16 protein-coding genes are annotated in these 18070 nt (G+C 73.0%); 15 read left to right on the forward strand and 1 reads right to left on the reverse strand.

Annotated elements, in window-relative coordinates; all coding sequences use genetic code 11:
* Nucleotides 1–29: 29 nt before the first annotated feature.
* Both lanKC and ACH4SP_RS15030 read left to right on the forward strand, forming a co-directional pair.
* Nucleotides 30–2648 carry a class III lanthionine synthetase LanKC gene (gene lanKC / locus ACH4SP_RS15025; protein ID WP_398414641.1) on the forward strand — a complete coding sequence of 873 codons (2619 nt, stop codon included), beginning with the start codon at nucleotides 30–32 and terminating at the stop codon, nucleotides 2646–2648.
* 44 nt (nucleotides 2649–2692) lie between these two features.
* Nucleotides 2693–2953, forward strand: coding sequence for a hypothetical protein (locus ACH4SP_RS15030; RefSeq protein ID WP_398414643.1), 261 nt, complete (start codon nucleotides 2693–2695; stop codon nucleotides 2951–2953).
* A 92-nt stretch (nucleotides 2954–3045) separates the two neighbouring features.
* On the opposite strand, the gene ACH4SP_RS15035 is transcribed toward ACH4SP_RS15030, so the two are convergent.
* Entirely contained in the window at nucleotides 3046–4269 is a 1224-nt protein-coding gene (locus ACH4SP_RS15035) for a pyridoxal phosphate-dependent aminotransferase (RefSeq protein ID WP_398414645.1), read from the reverse strand.
* Nucleotides 4270–4389: 120 nt separating this feature from the next.
* Here ACH4SP_RS15035 and ACH4SP_RS15040 point away from each other — a divergent pair, with 120 nt between their 5' ends.
* The 13 genes from ACH4SP_RS15040 (at nucleotide 4390) to ACH4SP_RS15100 (ending at nucleotide 18016) form a co-directional block, all read left to right on the forward strand.
* Nucleotides 4390–4686, forward strand: a complete 297-nt coding sequence (locus ACH4SP_RS15040; protein ID WP_398414647.1) for a hypothetical protein — start codon at nucleotides 4390–4392, stop codon at nucleotides 4684–4686.
* A gap of 330 nt (nucleotides 4687–5016) precedes the next feature.
* Complete coding sequence (locus tag ACH4SP_RS15045) at nucleotides 5017–5538, forward strand: DUF2617 family protein (protein WP_398414649.1); 522 nt, start codon at nucleotides 5017–5019, stop codon at nucleotides 5536–5538.
* A gap of 293 nt (nucleotides 5539–5831) precedes the next feature.
* Entirely contained in the window at nucleotides 5832–7511 is a 1680-nt protein-coding gene (locus tag ACH4SP_RS15050) for a polyamine aminopropyltransferase (RefSeq protein WP_398415085.1), read from the forward strand.
* A gap of 107 nt (nucleotides 7512–7618) precedes the next feature.
* On the forward strand, nucleotides 7619–8458 hold the full coding sequence (locus ACH4SP_RS15055) for a CoxG family protein (protein WP_398414651.1): 840 nt from the start codon (nucleotides 7619–7621) through the stop codon (nucleotides 8456–8458).
* A 44-nt stretch (nucleotides 8459–8502) separates the two neighbouring features.
* A complete protein-coding gene (locus ACH4SP_RS15060; protein ID WP_398414653.1) occupies nucleotides 8503–9321 on the forward strand; it encodes an aldose 1-epimerase in 819 nt (272 codons plus the stop codon).
* Nucleotides 9322–9375: 54 nt separating this feature from the next.
* Complete coding sequence (gene pyrE / locus ACH4SP_RS15065; protein WP_398414656.1) at nucleotides 9376–9915, forward strand: orotate phosphoribosyltransferase; 540 nt, start codon at nucleotides 9376–9378, stop codon at nucleotides 9913–9915.
* Between the two features lie 230 nt (nucleotides 9916–10145).
* Nucleotides 10146–11168: a class II fructose-bisphosphate aldolase gene (gene fbaA / locus ACH4SP_RS15070; protein WP_398414658.1), complete on the forward strand. Its 1023-nt coding sequence runs from the start codon at nucleotides 10146–10148 to the stop codon at nucleotides 11166–11168.
* Nucleotides 11169–11585: 417 nt separating this feature from the next.
* Entirely contained in the window at nucleotides 11586–13112 is a 1527-nt protein-coding gene (locus ACH4SP_RS15075) for a DHA2 family efflux MFS transporter permease subunit (RefSeq protein WP_398414660.1), read from the forward strand.
* A 38-nt stretch (nucleotides 13113–13150) separates the two neighbouring features.
* Complete coding sequence (locus ACH4SP_RS15080) at nucleotides 13151–13564, forward strand: DUF3151 domain-containing protein (protein ID WP_398414662.1); 414 nt, start codon at nucleotides 13151–13153, stop codon at nucleotides 13562–13564.
* A 278-nt stretch (nucleotides 13565–13842) separates the two neighbouring features.
* Entirely contained in the window at nucleotides 13843–14814 is a 972-nt protein-coding gene (locus ACH4SP_RS15085) for a DUF3152 domain-containing protein (protein WP_398414665.1), read from the forward strand.
* A gap of 112 nt (nucleotides 14815–14926) precedes the next feature.
* The gene (locus ACH4SP_RS15090; RefSeq protein ID WP_398414668.1) at nucleotides 14927–15784 is read left to right on the forward strand and encodes a tryptophan 2,3-dioxygenase family protein; all 858 of its coding nucleotides are present in this window, start codon (nucleotides 14927–14929) and stop codon (nucleotides 15782–15784) included.
* A 13-nt stretch (nucleotides 15785–15797) separates the two neighbouring features.
* The gene (kynU, locus tag ACH4SP_RS15095; RefSeq protein WP_398414670.1) at nucleotides 15798–16994 is read left to right on the forward strand and encodes a kynureninase; all 1197 of its coding nucleotides are present in this window, start codon (nucleotides 15798–15800) and stop codon (nucleotides 16992–16994) included.
* Nucleotides 16995–17134: 140 nt separating this feature from the next.
* Complete coding sequence (locus ACH4SP_RS15100; RefSeq protein ID WP_398414672.1) at nucleotides 17135–18016, forward strand: alpha/beta hydrolase family protein; 882 nt, start codon at nucleotides 17135–17137, stop codon at nucleotides 18014–18016.
* Nucleotides 18017–18070 lie beyond the last annotated feature (54 nt).

Consider the following 18070-nt stretch of genomic DNA (forward strand, 5'->3'; position numbering starts at 1 on the left):
ATCACCACTGGAGAGTCTGAGAGACCGTCATGAGCCTGCGACACATCGCCTACTGCCCGCCCGGAACCGTCTACTTCGACAAGCCCACCTCGGGCCCGGCCTCCGGCGAGGACTACCCCCTCGCGGGCGCCGAACTGCCCGACGGCTGGACCCGTACCGCCCTCGGCGAGTGGACCTGCATCGGGCCGCCGGAGCCCGAGATCCCGCTCCAGGGCTGGAAGGTGCACGTCTCGGCGACGCTCGACTCGGCCGACGAGGTCCTCGACATCGTCCGCGACTACTGCTTCGCGCACCCGATGATGTTCAAGTTCCTCACCAGTCCGACGATGCTGATGCTGCGCAACAGCAAGTACGGCGACCGGGGCAGCAGCGGCAAGTTCATCACCATGTACCCGCGCGACGACGCCCATCTCGCCGTCGTGCTGCGGGAGTTGGGTGCGCTGCTCGAAGGCCGCGAGGGCCCGTACATCCTCAGTGACCTGCGCTGGAAGGAGGGCCCGCTGTACGTCCGCTACGGCGGCTTCGCGGCCCGCCTGTCCCGCCAGCCCAACGGTGAGACCGTGCACTGCATCGAGGACCCGGAGGGCCGTCTGGTCCCGGACGTCCGCGGCCCGTCCTTCAAGCCGCCGGCCTGGGTGGACCTGCCGCCCGTCGTCGCCGAGGCGCTCGCCGAGCGCAACAGCGGCGGCGGCCTCGGCGCCTTCCCCTTCAAGATCACCCAGGCGCTGCACTTCTCCAACGGCGGCGGCGTCTACCGCGCCGTCGACACCCGCGACCAGGCCGAGGTCCTGGTCAAGGAGGGCCGCCCGCACGCCGGGCTCGACCAGTCCGGCGACGACGCCGTCACCCGCCTCCAGCGCGAGCACGACGCGATGATCGCCCTCGAAGGGCTCGCCGCGTTCCCGAAGGTCCTCGACTACCGCAAGGGCAGCCAGCACTGGTTCCTCACCCGTGAGTACGTCGACGGCAAGCAGCTCGGCGGCGAGATGGTCCGCCTCAACCCGGTCGTGCACTCCGCGACCGACCAGTCCGAGACCCTCGACCCGGCCGCGTACACCGCCTGGGCGCTCGACGTCCTGGACCGCATCGAGGCCGCCGTCGCCACCATGCACGAGCGCGGCCTCGTCTTCGGCGACCTGCACCCCAACAACGTCCTCATCCGCCCCGACGGCACCGTCGCCTTCATCGACCTGGAGACCACCCGCCCCGTCGACGGCCACAGCGGCCAGGCGATGGGCGCCCCCGGCTACTGCGCCCCGGCCGGTACCACCGGCACCGCCGTCGACCGCTACGCGCTGGGCTGCCTGCGGCTCAGCGTCTTCCTGCCGCTGACCACCCTCATGCCGTGGGACCCGACCAAGGCGGAGCAGCTGATCGAGCTGGTCCAGGAGCGCTTCCCGGTCCCGGCCGACTTCGCGTCCCGGGTACGCGGCGAACTCGGCCTCGCCGACGGCGAGTCCGCGGAGCGCACCTGGCCGAAGCCGGCCGTCCCCGCCGACGGTTCCCTCGCCGAAGGCGACGAGCTGGCGGCCCTCACCGCCCGCGTCGCCGAGGGCATCCTCGCCACCGCCACCCCGGAGCGCGAGGACCGCCTCTACCCCGGCGACATCGAGCAGTTCTCCCACCCGGGCGGCGGCCTGTCCGTCGCGCACGGCGCGGCGGGCGTGCTCTGGGCACTGCACCGGGCGGGCGGCGACGTCCCGGCCGCGCACGTCGACTGGCTCGTCTCGGCCGCCCGCACCGTCGACCAGCCGCGCCCCGGCCTCTACGACGGCCTGTCCGGCATCGCCTGCGTCCTGCACGCACTCGGCCGCACCGACGAGGCAGCCGAGCTCATCGACCGGGCCGTCGCCCTGCCCCGCGACGAGGCGGGCGACAGCCTCAACTCCGGTACGGCGGGCCTGGGCCTGGCCCTCCTCGCCCTCGACCGCACCGCCGAGGCGGGCGTCCTGGCCGGATCCCTCGCCCAGCGCATCCAGCTCGGCGCCGCCGACGTGCCCAGCGGCGCGGAGCCCGCCGAACGCCGGGACAAGCGCCACCTGCCGGGACTGCTCTACGGCGGCGCGGGCCAGGCGCTCTTCCTGCTGCGCATGCACGCCGCCGTCGACTCCCACACCGACTCGCTGGTGGACGCGGCGGCCGAGATGCTCCGGCACGACCTCGTGGAGGCGGGGCGGCTGCCCGGCGGCCCCGAGGTGCTGGAGCAGGCCCCGTGGCGCGGACCGCACGTCGCGTGCGGCAGCGCGGGCCAGATCATCGCGCTGCACGAGTTGCTGACGTACCGGCAGGACCCGGAGCTGGTCGCGGTGTACGAGGCGATGCGCACCGACCTGGCGACCGACTACCACCCCGGCATCGGCCTGTTCACCGGCCGCGCGGGCGCCATGGCGGCGCTCCTGCACACGTACGACGACAGTGCGGCGGCCCGCCGCACCCTCCGTGCCCAGCTGGCGGGACTCGGCTGGCACGCGGTCCCGCACGACGGCCGTCTGGCCTTCCTCGGCGAGCACGCGCTGCGGCTCTCCTCGGACCTGGCGACGGGCTCGGCGGGTGTCCTCGCGGTGCTGGCCGCACTGGGCGGGAGCGGCGGGCCCGCCCTGCCGTTCCTGGACCCGGCGGCCGCAGTGGCCCTCGCGTCCGCCCGCTGAACCACCCGCCACCTCCCTTTCCACCCCTCCGCAGGAGCACTCCGATGAGCACCGCGTCCGCCGCCCGCCCGCCGTACGAGGTACGGATCGAGGCCACCGACCGGGCGCCGGCGGGGGCCGCCCCGGAGACCGCGGCGGTACGTCTGATCGTCCAGCTCCCTGCGGGCTGGACGGCGGAACTGGGGCACTGCGAGAGCCTGCGCGCCACCCTCTCCGTCACCGGCGCGGACAGCGCGCGGGACCTGGCGGAGGTGCTGGACGGACTGCTGGGAACGGGCGCGCTGCTGGGCTGGGTGCGGGTCTGAGCCGACAGAAGGGGCCGCCGCCGTACGGGACTTCGTACGGCGGCGGCCCCTTTCTGTCCTCTCCTGGGCTACAGCTCTGTCCTTTCCTGCGGCTACAGCGCCTTCAGTCGGCCCACCGCGTCCTGGAGGACCTCGGTCCGCTTGCAGAAGGCGAAGCGTACGAACGGGGCGCCTGCCTCCCGGTCGTCGTAGAACACCGCGTTCGGGATCGCGACAACCCCGCACCGCTCGGGCAGCGCCCGGCAGAACGCGAAGCCGTCGCCGCCCTCCGGAGCGTCCAGCGGCCGGATGTCCGTGGTCACGAAGTACGTGCCGGCCGGCCGATACACCCCGAAGCCCGCGTCCGCGAGACCGGCGCTCAACAGGTCGCGCTTGGCGCCCAGTTCTGCCCGCAGCCCGTCGAAGTACGAGTCGGGCAGCGCGAGCGCCTCGGCGACCGCGTACTGGAAGGGCCCCGACGAGACGTACGTCAGGAACTGCTTCGCGGAGCGTACGGCCGCCACCAGTGCCGCCGACGCCGTGATCCAGCCGACCTTCCACCCGGTGAACGAGAAGGTCTTGCCCGCCGACGAGATCGTCACCGTCCGCTCCCGCATCCCGGGGAACGAGGAGAGCGGGATGTGCTCGCCGTCGAACACCAGGTGCTCGTACACCTCGTCCGTGATCACCAGCAGATCGCGCTCCACGGCGAGTGCGGCGATCGCGGCCAGCTCCTCGCGGGTGAGGACGGTGCCGGTCGGGTTGTGCGGGGTGTTGAGCAGCAGCAGCCGGGTGCGCGGGGTGATCGCGTCGCGCAGCTCGTCGAGGTCGAGGTGGTACGCCCCGTCGCGCGGCCGGAGCGTGACCGGGACGCGGCGGCCGCCCGCCATCGCGATGCACGCGGCGTACGAGTCGTAGTACGGCTCCAGCGCGATCACCTCGTCGCCCGGCTCCACCAGGGCGAGCAGGGAAGCGGCGATGGCCTCGGTGGCGCCCGCGGTGACCAGGACCTCGGTGTCCGGGTCGTACGGCAGCCCGTAACGGCGCTGCTGGTGCGCGCTGACCGCCTGCCGCAGCTCGGGGACGCCGGGGCCCGGCGGGTACTGGTTGCCGCGGCCGTCGCGCAGCGCCCGCACCGCGGCCTCGCGCACCTCCTCGGGGCCGTCCTCGTCGGGGAAGCCCTGCCCGAGGTTGATCGATCCTGTACGGACGGCCAGCGCCGACATCTCGGCGAAGATCGTCGTCCCGAACTCGGCGAGACGGCGGTTGAGGAGGGGACGTGGGGTGCCGGGCGCGCCGGGGGCGCTGGAGGTCGCGGGGGTGTTCATGGCAGCCATCCTGCGCGGAACCTCTGGACTTGCTCAAGTGTGCTTTGGCCGACAAGGCGTCCGGGAATCACCGCTGCACGTGCGGGCGACCTGCCGCCCGACGGGGGAACGGAAAGGACGGTGAGGGCCATGACCGGTCTCTTCATCGCACTGGGCGTGTCGGTGGCCGTGATCTTCGCCATCACGGTGAAGGTCCTGCGCACGCCCAACCCGCGCAGGTCCAGGCGCGTGCCGGCGGGGCGGCCGTACCGGATCACCAACAAGTCCCGCCGGCCGGGCCGGAGCAGCTCGGGCGGGGGCGGCGGCGGTTGGCTGGGGGGTGACGGCGGCTCGTCCTCCTGCGGCGGCTCGTCGTCCTGCGGCGGGGGTTCGTCCTGCGGGGGAGGAGGGGGCGGCGGCGGTGGCGGATGCGGCGGAGGCAGCTGACACGGGGCAGCTGGTCCGGTCGTGATCCGGCACTGCGCGCCGGTGGCGCCCGGTGGGAGAGGGACGGCTCGAACGCCGTCCCGAACTCCCCCCGGGCGCCGTTTTGTTGGACAGTTGAACCGTGTGGCCCCCGAGGGGGTGGAAACCACGCCAAGTTGGGTAAAAGCGCGATGAGCGCCGCGCACTTCATGATTCCCTCGCTGTTGAAAATCCGTCATTGGAATCCCGCGGTCCCCTGCGGACCCGAACGGGCGGTCCCCCCAGCTCCACCCCGTATCCCTCCGGCGTGCCCCTGGTCCACCCCCCACTGCGTGTTTGCGGAGCCCCCACATGCTCACGACCCTCAAGACCGACTACACCGACACGTGTGCCTCCGACCTGGCCTGGGCACTCGGCCGGGAGCCGTTGTCGGCACTCGCCGTGCTGGACCTCGAACTGTTCGGTGCCAGGCTGCAGTTGCGTCTGCTCGGTGCCTCGCACCAGGTGCTCCTGGAGGAGGGGGACGGCTACTGCTCGGAGACCGTGGCCTGCATCCCGGGCAGCAGGACCCCGCTGCCGCTGGGCGTCTCCAAGCAGGTCGGCGACTGGGACTACGAATTCGCGGCCAGAGTCGAGACGCTCTCCGACGTCGCGTTCGCGGGGCGCGCGCAGGAGCTGCTCGCGCTGGTCGCCGACCACCCCAACGGACTCGCAGGTACGTTCCCCGGCAGCCCGTACGCCTTCACGGCGCTGCTCGCCCAGCGCGAGGGCGAGGCGCAGGTCAGCTGGCGCACCTGGCACGCGTACCCGCAGGAGGGACAACTGGTGGTGACCAGGACGCGGGTGGGGATCAGGGTGCCCGCGGCGGTGTGACGGGAGGTGCGCGGCGGTGTGAAGGGAGGCGTACGGCGGTGTGAGGGGAGGTGTGCGGCGGTGTGACGGCAGGTATGCCTGGCGCGCCTCAGTTGCACCCTTGTGGGTGACAAGTCGCGAGCAAGTGGTGACGTAGCGTTGCCGACATGATCCATCCGGCCTCCGCCTCAGCCGGCCCCAACGCCCCTGGCCCGTCCGTCCCTTCCGGCGCTTCCTGCGCGTCCGGTGGCCCCGGGCCCTCAGGACCGCGCGTTCCGGCGCCCGCCTCGCGTGCGACGGGTGCCTCCTTGCGCATGCCGTCCGGGCGGGTGCGCAGAGCGATGGCGCCGCTTCCGGTGAGGCCGCGGACGGCCCGGTACCTGGTGCTCGGAGTGGTCTTCATCTGCGCCGCCTGCGGGCTGGTGTACGAGCTGGAACTGGTCGCCCTCGCCTCGTACTTGATCGGCGACTCGGTCACCCAGGCGTCCGTGGTGCTGTCCACGATGGTCTTCGCCATGGGCATCGGCTCGCTGCTGGCGAAGCGGCTGCGCTGCCGGGCGGCCGTCGGGTTCGGGCTGCTCGAAGCGGGGCTCGCGGCGGTCGGCGGGAGCTCGGCGCTGGTGCTGTACGCGTCGTTCGCCTGGTTCGGCGGCGCGCGGTACGTCCTGGTGGGCTTCTCGCTGGCCATCGGCATCCTCATCGGCGCGGAGATCCCGCTGCTGATGACCCTGATCCAGCGGATCGGCCGGCAGGAGAGGGCGGTCGGCCGGCAGGGCATGGCGGTTGCCGGTGCCGTCACCGTGGGGGCGGTCGTCGCCGCTGCCGCCGACGACGAGGACGACACGAGCGGTGACGTGGCCGACCTGTTCGCCGCGGACTACGTGGGCGCCCTGGTCGGCGGCCTCGCCTTCCCGTTCTTCCTGCTCCCGATGCTGGGCCAGCTGACCGGCGCCCTGGTCACCGGCGCCGTCAACACGGCCGCGGGCGGGTCCCTCGTGCTCTGGCTGTTCCGCCGCGAGCTCACCCGCCGCTCGCGCTGGCTGCTGATCGCGGTCAACCTGGCGGTGCTGGTCGCGCTCGCCACCGCGACCGTCCTCGTCGACGACTTCGAACGGGCCGCCAGGCGTGCCGTGTACGGGGACCGGGTGCGGGTCGCCGTACAGACCGACGTCCAGGAGGTCGTCATCACCGGGAGCCCGGCCGGCCCGCCCGACCTCTTCCTCGACGGCCGCCTGCGCGTCTCGGGCCGCGACGAGTACCGGTACCACGAGGCGCTGGTGCACCCCGCGATGCGCGGCCCCCACTCCCGTGTCCTGATCCTCGGCGGCGGCGACGGAATGGCCGCCCGCGAGGTCCTCCGCTACCCGGACGTCACCTCGGTGACCCTGGTCGACCTGGACTCCGAGGTGGTCCGGCTGGCCCGCACCGACCCGGCCCTGGTCGCGCTCAACGGCGGCGCCCACCGGGACCCCCGGCTGCACGTCGTGCACGCGGACGCGTTCGGCTGGCTGCGCTCGGCACCGCTCGGCGACCCCCCGTACGACGTGGTGGTCTCGGACCTGCCGGACCCCGGCATCACCGCCTCCACGAAGCTCTACTCCCAGGAGTTCTACGGGCTGGCCGCCGACGTGCTCGCCCCGGACGGCCGGATCGCCGTCCACGCGGGCCCGATCGGGGCCCGCCCCTTCGTCTACTGGACCGTCGAGGCGACCCTGCGCGCGGCGGGCCTGCACACCCGCCCGTACCGCGCGACCGGCCGCCTCTCCGGGTTCAGCGCCGGACCCGACCGCTCGTCGGGCGACTCCCGCGCACCCCGCGACTGGGGCCTCCTCCTCGCCGCCCGCGTCCCTCCCGGCCTGGCCCTCTCCCCGCAGGTCCCGCAGCTGCGCTCCCTCACGGTCCCGCTGCTGCTCTCCGGCGCCCGGTCGGCGGAAGCGTCCCGGATGCGGGGGCTGCCCGCCTCGACCCTGGTCCACCCGCGCTACACGCCGTGACGGCGACCGTCCATCTTCCGTCTTCTGCTTCCGTACTTCTGCTGCTTCGGTACTTCTGCGCAGAGTTTCGGGTGTGAACGCGGTCCGCGTGAGTAGGCTCAAGAACCATGGAGCATGAGGTGTTCGTTCCGGTTCTGCCCGAGTCCGTACGGCGGACGCTCGCCGACCCCGCCCGGGTCGCGCGCTGCGTGCCAGGACTCCAGCAGGACGCCGACAAGACGTCCCCGCCGCTGACCGGCCGGCTGAAGGTCCGGGCCGGCGGCCACACCATCACCTACCGGGGTGCGCTGGCCGTCACCGGCAGCGCCGACGGCGCCACCTTCACCGTGGCGGGCGAGGGCACCGAGGCCCGCGGCAACGGCTCGGTCAAGATCGCCCTGACCGTACGGACGGAAGAGTCCGACGGCGGTACGACCCTGCGCTTCACCGGCACCGCGCACGGCGACGGCCGCATCGCCGAACTCGACGCCCCCGCGGTGGAGTCCGCGGTGCAGCGGCTCCTGGAGCGCTTCGGCACCCGGCTCGGCGCCGAAGCCGCCCCGCCGTCGGCGCCGGACGCGCCCGCTTCCGTCTTCGACACCGCCGTGCCGCCGCCGTCCCTCGACCGCCTCAGCGACGACGAGCTGGACTTCGAGGACAAGCTGCCGGCCCCGCCCACGCGCGAGGACGAGAACGAAGCACTGCGCGAAGCCCTCGAAGGGCTGCCGGGCGAACTCCCCGACGCCTTCCCCGAAGAGCCGCCCGCCGAAGCCGCGCACGCCCGCCGCACCATGATCGGCCGCAGCGCCGAGGAGGTCGACCACGCGCCGCCGCGCGGCCGGTACGCCCCCGTCATGGCACCCGCCCCCGCGTCCGGCACGTTCACGCTGCGCCGCCTCGCCCCGGCCGCCGCCCTCGCGGTCGCCTCGGCCGTGGTCGTCGGACGGGTACTTCGACGGCGCAGATAGCGCTTCGGGCCGGGCGGTGCCCCGGGCTGGGTAGTGTCCGGAGCGTGAGTAGCGAACAGAACAAGGATTCCGGCGTCCTGCTGAGCGCCGGTGACGTCGAGCTGACCGTCGACCCGGCCGACGGCTGTCGCGTCGAGAGCCTGCGCATCGGCTCCACCGAGGTGCTCCGGCAGCCGGAGAACGGCAAGCACTTCGGCAGCTTCCCGATGGTGCCCTGGTGCGGGCGGACCGAGAACGGGCGGTTCCGCGACGGCGACAAGGTCCACCAGCTGCCGGTGAACTCCCCGCCGCACGCCATCCACGGCACCGGCCGCGACACCCGCTGGCGCACCGCAGCCCGCAGCGCCGCGGCTGCTTCGTTCACGTACGACCTCAGCAGCCCGTGGCCGTACGCGGGCCGGGTCACCCAGACCTTCGAGCTGACGCCGGACGCGCTCACGCTCACCATGGGCGTCGAGACGTACGACAACTCCTTCCCGGCGCAGCTCGGCTGGCACCCCTGGTTCCGGCGCAACCTGGGCTCCGGCGCGGACGTCGAGCTCGCCTTCGACGCCGCCTGGCAGGAGGAGCGCGGCGACGACCACCTCCCCACGGGCCGCCGCATCGACCCCACCCCCAGCCCCTGGGACGACTGCTTCGGCATGCCCGACGGCGTCGACGTCACCCTGACCTGGCCCGGACAGCTGGAGATCAAGGTGACCAGCCGCGAGGAGTGGGTGGTCGTCTACGACGAGCAGGAGGCGGCCGTCTGCGTCGAGCCGCAGACCGGCCCGCCGAACGGGCTCAACACCCTGCCGAGGCTGGTCACGCCCGTCGACCCGCTGGAGGCGTCGACGACGTGGGCGTGGCGGCGGCTGGGCTGAGGCCGTGCGTGGGTGTGGCGGCGGCTCTCCCGACCGCCACTTAAGCTCATTCCCATGACTGACGTACGCGCCGATCTGCTCCAGCAGATCAAGGACAAGGCCGTGGTGCACGGCAAGGTGACCCTCTCCTCGGGTCTGGAGGCCGACTACTACATCGACCTGCGCCGGATCACCCTGGACGGGGAGGCCGCGCCGCTGGTCGGTCAGGTCATGCTCGACCTGACCGCGGACCTGGACTTCGACTGCGTCGGCGGTCTGACGCTGGGCGCCGACCCGGTCGCCACCTCGATGCTGCACGCCTCCGCCGCGCGCGGGCAGCGCCTCGACGCGTTCGTCGTGCGCAAGGCGCAGAAGGCGCACGGCATGCAGCGCCGTATCGAGGGCACCGAGGTCAAGGGCCGCCGCTGCCTGGTCGTCGAGGACACCTCGACCACCGGCGGCTCGCCGCTGACCGCCGTCGAGGCGGTCCGTGAGGCGGGCGGCGAGGTCGTCGCGGTCGCCACGATCGTCGACCGGGGCGCCGCGAAGGCCATCGCGGACGCGGGAGTGCCGTACCTCACCGGCTACCAGCTGGTGGACCTGGATCTCGCCTGAAGTGGTGACCTAGGTCCCGGACCTGCTGCTGCACGGCTGTGACCTGGTGTTTTGTCCGAGCTCGGCGTGTTTCACGTGAAACACGCCGAGCTCTGTGCATTCCGGGACGGGGTCGGCGCGCGTCCGCCGGGTGGAGCCGAGTGAAGAGTCTGGAAAGATGGGGGCGACGATGACGTCGCCCCCAGGTCAGGGACCAGCACGCACACCCGCATATCCCAAGGAGCGGACAGATGCCCATCGCAACCCCCGAGGTCTACGCCCAGATGCTCGACCGGGCGAAGGCGGAGAAGTTCGCCTACCCGGCGATCAACGTGACCTCGTCCCAGACTCTGCACGCCGCGCTCCGTGGCTTCGCCGAGGCCGAGAGCGACGGCATCATCCAGATCTCCACCGGTGGTGCGGAGTTCCTGGGTGGCCAGCACAACAAGGACATGGTGACCGGTGCGGTCGCCCTGGCCGAGTTCGCGCACATCGTCGCCGCGAAGTACGACATCACGGTGGCGCTGCACACGGACCACTGCCCCAAGGACAAGCTGGACGGCTACGTCCGCCCGCTCCTTGAGGTCTCCGCCGAGCGTGTCGCGCGTGGTCTGAACCCGCTCTTCCAGTCCCACATGTGGGACGGCTCCGCCGAGACGCTGGCCGACAACCTGGCCATCGGCCAGGAGCTGCTCGCCAAGGCCGCCGCCGCCAAGATCATCCTTGAGGTCGAGATCACCCCGACCGGCGGCGAGGAGGACGGCGTCAGCCACGAGATCAACGACGAGCTGTACACGACCGTCGACGACGCGCTGCGTACCGCCGAGGCGCTGGGTCTGGGCGAGAAGGGCCGCTACCTGCTGGCCGCCTCGTTCGGCAACGTGCACGGCGTGTACAAGCCGGGCAACGTCGTGCTGCGTCCGGAGCTCCTGAAGGACCTCCAGGAGGGTGTGGGTTCCAAGTACGGGAAGTCCTCTCCCTTCGACTTCGTCTTCCACGGCGGGTCGGGCTCGACCGCCGAGGAGATCGCCACCGCGCTGGAGAACGGCGTCGTGAAGATGAACCTCGACACGGACACGCAGTACGCCTTCACGCGTCCGGTCGTGGACCACATGTTCCGCAACTACGACGCGGTGCTGAAGGTCGACGGCGAGGTCGGCACGAAGTCGAAGTACGACCCGCGGACGTGGGGCAAGGCGGCCGAGGCGGGCATGGCTGCACGGGTCACTGAGGCGTGTGCGGCGCTGCGGTCGACGGGCACGCGACTGAAGTAGTCCTGCGGACTGGGCTTGACGAAACGGGCTTGGCCCTCGGAGCATCCGAGGGGCCAAGCCCGTTTCGCGTACGGAGGGTGGGGTGTGCGTCGTGCGGGCTGCTTGGCGCAGGGCGGCGGGTGGTGGGTGGGCTTCGTGCGGGTGCGTCGTGGCTGGTCGCGCAGTTCCCCGCGCCCCTAAATGCCTGCCCCCGAGCCCCTGAGCCCCCTAGCCCCCTTGGGCACGCCGATACCGCCGTCTCCTTGGGCAGCGGGGCCGCCCCCCGGGGGCGGGACGGGTGGGCAAGGGGGCGGCCCCCACCGCGGCACGCCCCTCCACGACCGCACGCGCTCGCTGCCGCCCCTCCCCGCGACCGCCCCGCGACCGATTCGCCCCCGCGGGATGGCCCCGGCGCACATTTGCGGCGACGATCCCCCTATGGCCGCAAGTGACAGTTCCGGAGGACTCCGCGTCGGCAGCCCCACCGGCCGCTGGGTCCTGCTGACCACCGTCCTCGGTTCCAGCATGGCGATGCTCGACTCGACCGTGGTCAACGTCGCCCTGCCCCGGATCGGCAGCGACCTCGGGGCCGACCTCGCCGGGCTCCAGTGGACCGTCAACGCCTACATGCTGACGCTGGCGGGACTGATCCTGCTCGGTGGCGCGCTCGGCGACCGCTACGGCCGGCGCAAGGTGTTCGTCGTCGGGGTGGTGTGGTTCGCCGCCGCCTCCCTGCTCTGCGGCCTCGCGCCGAACGCGACGGTGCTGGTGGCGGCCCGCGCCCTGCAGGGCATCGGCGGGGCGCTGCTCACACCGGGCTCGCTCGCCCTGATCCAGGCGTCCTTCCACCCGGACGACCGGGCCCGCGCCGTCGGCCTGTGGTCTGGGCTCGGCGGCATCGGGGCCGCCGTCGGCCCGTTCCTCGGCGGGTGGCTGGTGGACGGTCCCGGGTGGCGGTGGGCGTTCCTGATCAACGTGCCGCTGGCGGCGCTCTGCGTGCCGGTCGCGCTCCGGCACGTACCCGAGTCGAAGGATCCGCAGGCGCACGGCCGGTTCGACGTGCTGGGGGCCGTGCTCGCCGCCGTCGCGCTGGGGCTGGTGACGTACGCGCTGATCGAGGCGCCGGGGAGCGGGGCGTCGGCCCTCGTGCTCGGGTGCGCGGTGGGCGGGGTGCTCGTGGCGGGCGCGTTCCTGTACGTGGAGCGGACCCGGGCGGACCCGATGATGCCGCTGACGCTCTTCGCCTCGCGGCAGTTCACCGCGATCAACGTCGTGACGCTGTGCGTGTACGCGGCGTTCAGCGGGTTCTTCTTCCTGACCGCGCTGCAGCTGCAGGTGGTGGTCGGGTACTCGGCGCTCCAGGCGGGCACCGCGATGCTGCCGACGACCGTGCTGATGCTGTTCCTGTCGGCCCGTTCGGGGGCGCTCGCCCAGCGCATCGGGCCGCGCCTCCCGCTGACCGTGGGGCCGCTGCTGTGCGCGGCGGGGATGCTGCTGATGCTGCGGGTCGGGGCGGGGTCCTCGTACGTGACGGACGTGCTGCCCGCGATCGTGGTGATGGGAATGGGGATGGTGACGCTGGTCGCGCCGCTCACCGCCACCGTGCTGGCCTCCGTCGACACCGGGCGGGCCGGGCTCGCGTCCGGCATCAACAATGCCGCCGCCCGCGCCGCGGGCCTCGTCGCGGTGGCCGCGCTGCCGCTGCTCGCGGGCATGGGCCCGGAGGCGTACCGCTCGGCGGCGGAGTTCGGCGCCACCTTCGACCGGGCCATGCCGATGTGCGCGGGGGTGCTGGTGCTGGGCGCGCTGATCGCCCTCCTCACCGTACGGAACCCGGGTCCGGACGCGCACGTGCCCCAGTGCCGTACGAACTGCTCGGTCGCGGCCCCGCCGCTGGAAGCCGCTCCGCCGCCGGAGGCCGCCCCGCCGCTCGAACGGGACCGCGGTCCCGGCAACTCCGCCTGACTGCCCCGGTCGCGCCCGCGGGCAGGCAGACTAGGGGCATGGCTATTCACCAGGACCTCCTCGGGGGACCGCCCCCGACCCACCTGCCCGACGACCCGGAGCCCCGCGAGCTGCTCGCGTCCGGTGCGGCGCCCGCCGACGTCGCCGCGAAGTACCCCGCGTCCTCGCTGGCGTGGGCGCAGCTGGCCGACGACGCCTTCGAGAAGGGCGGCGTCGTCGAGTCGTACGCGTACGCGCGCACCGGCTACCACCGCGGCCTGGACTCGCTGCGCAGGGCCGGCTGGAAGGGCCACGGCCCGGTGCCGTGGGAGCACGAGCCGAACCGCGGCTTCCTGCGCGCCCTGCACGCGCTGGCCCGTGCCGCGCAGTCGATCGGCGAGCAGGCGGAGTACGACCGCTGCTCAACCTTCCTGCGCGACTCCTCCGCGCTGGCTGCCGACACGCTGGGCTGAGCCCGAGCCCGAGCCCGCTGCCCGAGCCCGCCCCTGAGCCCGAGCCCGCTGCCCCCACAGCCTGTGGAAAACAGGCCGTGGGGGCAGCGTCGCGTCCGGGCAGTGGTGCGTACGGGCAGCACGCCCGGCGACACGCGCCCCGGGAGCGCATCCCGGCGGCTTCCCGGTCGGACGCCTGTACGATCGGCGAACCGCAGCGAAGATCGTCACCGGCACTCGGGGCAACCCGCCCCGCTCCCCCCACCCGCCGGTCACGCAGACCAGGGGAGGGCTCCGCCGTGGGCCAGCGCGACGACCGCCGGGAGTACGCCCGGCCCGACCGCCGCAGCCGTAGCAGTAGCCGCAGCAGTAACAACCGCCCGCAGGGCACTCGCCTCACCCGGCGCGGACGGGTCCTCGTGGCCCTGTTCTGCGTGGCCGCGGCCGTCGGCGGTGGCGGGCTCGCCGTCGCCGCCTGGCAGAACGGCGCCGACAAGCAGGGCACCCCGCGGTCGGCCGACGGGAGCCCCGGTGCGGCGGACGGGAGCCCCGGTGCGGACGGGCGGCCGGAAGCAGCGGCCGGTGGATCCGGGACCCCCGCGACCCCCGGCGCCTCCGACCCCGACCCCGCCTCCGACCCCGCCCCCGGCGAAGTCTCCTCCGACCCCCCGAGCCGCGAGCGCGTCCCCGACGCCTCCGGCTCCCGCGTCCCCAGGACCGGTTCCGGCGCTTTCTCCACCGCCCGCGTCTCCGGCCGGCCCGTCGGCTCCGGCAGCACGCTGCGCCGCTACCAGGTGCAGGTCGAGAACGGCAGCGGCATCGCCCCCGACAAGGCCGCCGCCGAGATCGAGGCGATCGTCGCCCACCCGCGCGGCTGGGCCAAGCACGGCCGGGGCCGGTTCCAGCTGGTCGCGGGCCATGCCGACATCGTGATCCGGATCGCCACCCCCGACACCGCCGACCGCCTCTGCGGCGAGGCGGGCCTCGACACCGGTGGCGAGCTCAACTGCGAGACAGGCAAGGGAGTTGTGGTGAACCTGCGCCGCTGGGTGCAGGGCTCGCCCCAGTTCAAGGGCCCGCCCGCCGAGTACCGGCACCTGATCATCAACCACGAACTGGGCCACGCCCTCGGCCTCGGACACCTCGGCTGCCCCGGTGCGGGCCGGGCGGCGCCCGTGATGATGCAGCAGATCAAGGGCCTGGAGGGATGCCGCTCCAACGCCTGGCCGTATGCCGCGAACGGGACGTATCTGACCGGCCCCACCCTCTGAGGGGCACCCTGTCGGGGCCCGGCCTATGATGCCGAGCAGGGGACCGGGGCCCGAGAATCCTTCTGAGGGAGGGGCGGACCGCTACCTGGAAGTTCGTGTCGAGGAGCATGCGATGACGCACACCCCCGAGGCGCCCGGAGCCGAAGGTTCGGAGACCCCGAACCTCGATTTCGCGGGCACCACACCGTATGAGGACTACGTCCAGGCGGACGTCCTCACCCACCTCCAGCACCCTCTCTCCGACGACCCCGGCGAGATGGTCTTCCTGGTCACCACCCAGGTCATGGAGCTGTGGTTCACGGTCATAGTCCACGAGTGGGAGACGGCGGCGGCCGCGCTGCGCGAGGAGCGGATCCCCGTCGCGCTGGACGCCCTGAAGCGTTCCACCCGCGAGCTGGAGGCCCTGAACGCCTCCTGGAAGCCGCTCGCCAACCTCACCCCCGCCCAGTTCAACTCGTACCGCAGCGCGCTCGGTGAGGGCTCCGGGTTCCAGTCGGCGATGTACCGGCGGATGGAGTTCCTGCTCGGCGACAAGGCCGCCTCGATGCTCGTGCCGCACCGGGGAGCGCCCCGCGTGCACGACGAGCTGGAGAAGGCGCTGCACCAACCCAGCCTGTACGACGAGGTGTTGAGGCTCCTGGCCCGGCGCGGGCTGCCCGTGCCGCAGGAGGTCCTGGACCGCGACCTCTCGCAGAAGTACGTACCGTCGCCCGAGGTCGAGTCGGTCTGGGCGCAGGTGTACGGGGCCGAGGAGATCGGCACCGGGCGGTCCGAACTCGTCGTGCTCGGCGAGGCGTTGACCGAGGTCGGCGAGCTCGTGTGGCGATGGCGCAACGACCACCTGGTGGCGACGCGCCGCGCGATGGGATCGAAGGTCGGCACCGGCGGCTCCGCCGGGGTGGCGTGGCTGGAGAAGCGCGCCCAGAAGAACGTCTTCCCCGAGCTGTGGACGGCGCGCAGCCATGTCTGAGGGGAGCGGAGCCATGTTCGAAGTCGGCGCGTTTCACGTGAAACAAGCCGCCGCTCTCGACGCCGCCGATGAACTCGCCGAGTGCCGCGAGCTGTTCGCCCTCCCCGAGGGTGTCGTCTACCTCGACGGGAACTCGCTCGGCGCACTGCCCCGCGCCGTCCCCGGCCGCGTCCAGGACGTGATGGCCAGGGAGTGGGGCGAGCTGCTGATCCGCTCCTGGGACGAGAGCGGCTGGTGGACCGCGCCCGAGCGGATCGGCGACCGCATCGCCCCGCTCGTCGGTGCGGCGGCAGGGCAGATCGTGGTCGGCGACTCGACCAGCGTCAACGTCTTCAAGGCGCTGGTGGGGGCCGTACGGCTGGCAGCCGACGAGCGCGACGAGATCCTCGTCGACGCGACGACCTTCCCCACCGACGGCTACATCGCCGAGTCCGCGGCCCGGATGACCGGCCGCACCCTGCGCCCGGTGCGCCCGGAGGAGGTGCGGGACGCCCTCGGGCCCCGTACCGCCGCCGTGCTCCTCAACCACGTCGACTACCGGAGCGGCCGCCTGCACGACCTGCCGGGGCTGACCGCGGCGGTCCACGACGCGGGCGCGCTCGCCGTCTGGGACCTCTGCCACAGTGCGGGCGCGCTCCCGGTCGGGCTCGACGCGCACGGCGTGGACCTGGCGATCGGCTGCACGTACAAGTACCTGAACGGCGGCCCCGGTTCGCCCGCGTACCTGTACGTCGCCGCCCGCCACCAGGACCGCTTCGACTCGCCGCTGCCGGGCTGGACCGGGCACGCGGACCCGTTCGGGATGGCCCCGGCCTTCGCCCCCGCCGACGGTGCGGTGCGCGGCCGGGTCGGCACCCCCGACATCCTCTCGATGCTGGCGCTCGAAGCGGCGCTCGGCGTCTGGGACGGCGTCGACATCGACTCCGTACGAGCGAAGTCGCTGGCCCTCACGGACTTCTTCGTGGAGTGCGTACGGGCCTACGTACCGGAGGGCCGCGTGGAGGTGGTGACGCCCCTCGCGCACGCCGAACGGGGCAGCCAGATCGCCCTGCGCTGTGACGACGCGGGCGACGTGATGCGGGCGCTGATCGCACGGGGCGTGGTCGGGGACTTCCGTCACCCGGACGTGCTGCGGTTCGGCTTCACTCCGCTGTACGTCGGATTCGGTGACGTGGAGCGGGCGGCACGGATCCTCACCGAGGTGCTGTAGGCCGTGCACGGAGGGTGGCCACGTCGGAGGGAACGGTCTCCGGCGTGGCCACGCGTGCGCAAAGTGCCTGGTAGCGTCCGCGCTTAATGATCGACAAGGGTGTACGAACGTCCCGCCAGTGCCCGGAGGTTGAAGCCGTCATGCCGAGCGTCCCCCTGCCGGACGAGCCGTCCGGGCTCCCGCTCGACGAGCCGCCGACGCTCCCCGCCGTCGCACCTGACGCCAGTGCTCCGTACGGCGACCATCCCGACCAGGTGATCGACTTCTACGCACCCCGCGGTGAACACGGCGGGGCCGTACCGCTGGTGGTGGTCCTGCACGGCGGGGCGTGGCGGGCTCCGTACGACAGGCAGCACATCACCCCGTTCGCCGACTTCCTCGCCCGGCGCGGCTTCGCGGTCGCCAACGTCGAGTACCGGCGCGGGAGTTCGCTGCCGCACCAGAACGCGGACGGGCCGCTGGCCGGCCGCTGGCCGGAGACCTTCGACGACGTGGCGGCCGCCCTCGACGCGCTGCCGCACCTGGCCAAGGAGGCGCTGCCCGAGGCGGACCTCCGGCGCACCGTGCTGACCGGACACTCCGCGGGCGGGCACCTGGCGCTGTGGGCGGCAGCCCGGCACGTGCTCCCGGAGGGCTCGCCGTGGCGCCTCTCCTCGCCGCCGCCGCTGCGGGGAGTGGTCGCGCTCGCCCCGATCGCGGACTTCGCGACGGCGGTACGGATGGGGGTGTGCGGCGACGCTGTCCCCCAACTCCTCGGCGGGGAAGGGTCGTACGAGGAGCGGCAGCCGTACGCGGACCCGGCCGCGCTCCTCCCCACCGGCATCGCCACGGCCGTCGTGCAGGGCCGCACCGACACGACGGTCCCGCACGAGGTGTCGGAGGCGTACACGGAGGCGGCGGCCCTGGCGGGCGAGGTCGTCGGGCTGACGCTCCTCGAAGACGTGGGGCACTTCCCGCTGATCGACCCGGCGGCGGACGCGTGCGCGGTGGTCGCGGAGGAGATCGCGCAACTCGCCTACTAGGCAGTGGGCTTGCTTAGGTAACCGGCTTGCGGACGGAAGCTGTCCGCAAGCCTT

The sequence above is a fragment of the Streptomyces sp. NPDC021093 genome (assembly GCF_044333135.1).
Lineage (GTDB): Bacteria > Actinomycetota > Actinomycetes > Streptomycetales > Streptomycetaceae > Streptomyces.

Bases quoted from the DNA above. Each gene is read 5' to 3' on its own strand.
- ACH4SP_RS15080 (WP_398414662.1), top strand. From the start codon at position 13,151: ATGGCTATTCACCAGGACCTCCTCGGGGGACCGCCCCCGACCCACCTG.
- ACH4SP_RS15030 (WP_398414643.1), top strand. From the start codon at position 2,693: ATGAGCACCGCGTCCGCCGCCCGCCCGCCGTACGAGGTACGGATCGAG.
- ACH4SP_RS15035 (WP_398414645.1), bottom strand. From the start codon at position 4,269: ATGGCTGCCATGAACACCCCCGCGACCTCCAGCGCCCCCGGCGCGCCC.
- ACH4SP_RS15090 (WP_398414668.1), top strand. From the start codon at position 14,927: ATGACGCACACCCCCGAGGCGCCCGGAGCCGAAGGTTCGGAGACCCCG.
- ACH4SP_RS15055 (WP_398414651.1), top strand. From the start codon at position 7,619: ATGGAGCATGAGGTGTTCGTTCCGGTTCTGCCCGAGTCCGTACGGCGG.
- ACH4SP_RS15040 (WP_398414647.1), top strand. From the start codon at position 4,390: ATGACCGGTCTCTTCATCGCACTGGGCGTGTCGGTGGCCGTGATCTTC.
- ACH4SP_RS15075 (WP_398414660.1), top strand. From the start codon at position 11,586: ATGGCCGCAAGTGACAGTTCCGGAGGACTCCGCGTCGGCAGCCCCACC.
- ACH4SP_RS15050 (WP_398415085.1), top strand. From the start codon at position 5,832: ATGCCGTCCGGGCGGGTGCGCAGAGCGATGGCGCCGCTTCCGGTGAGG.
- ACH4SP_RS15100 (WP_398414672.1), top strand. From the start codon at position 17,135: ATGCCGAGCGTCCCCCTGCCGGACGAGCCGTCCGGGCTCCCGCTCGAC.
- ACH4SP_RS15045 (WP_398414649.1), top strand. From the start codon at position 5,017: ATGCTCACGACCCTCAAGACCGACTACACCGACACGTGTGCCTCCGAC.
- lanKC (WP_398414641.1), top strand. From the start codon at position 30: ATGAGCCTGCGACACATCGCCTACTGCCCGCCCGGAACCGTCTACTTC.
- pyrE (WP_398414656.1), top strand. From the start codon at position 9,376: ATGACTGACGTACGCGCCGATCTGCTCCAGCAGATCAAGGACAAGGCC.
- fbaA (WP_398414658.1), top strand. From the start codon at position 10,146: ATGCCCATCGCAACCCCCGAGGTCTACGCCCAGATGCTCGACCGGGCG.
- kynU (WP_398414670.1), top strand. From the start codon at position 15,798: ATGTTCGAAGTCGGCGCGTTTCACGTGAAACAAGCCGCCGCTCTCGAC.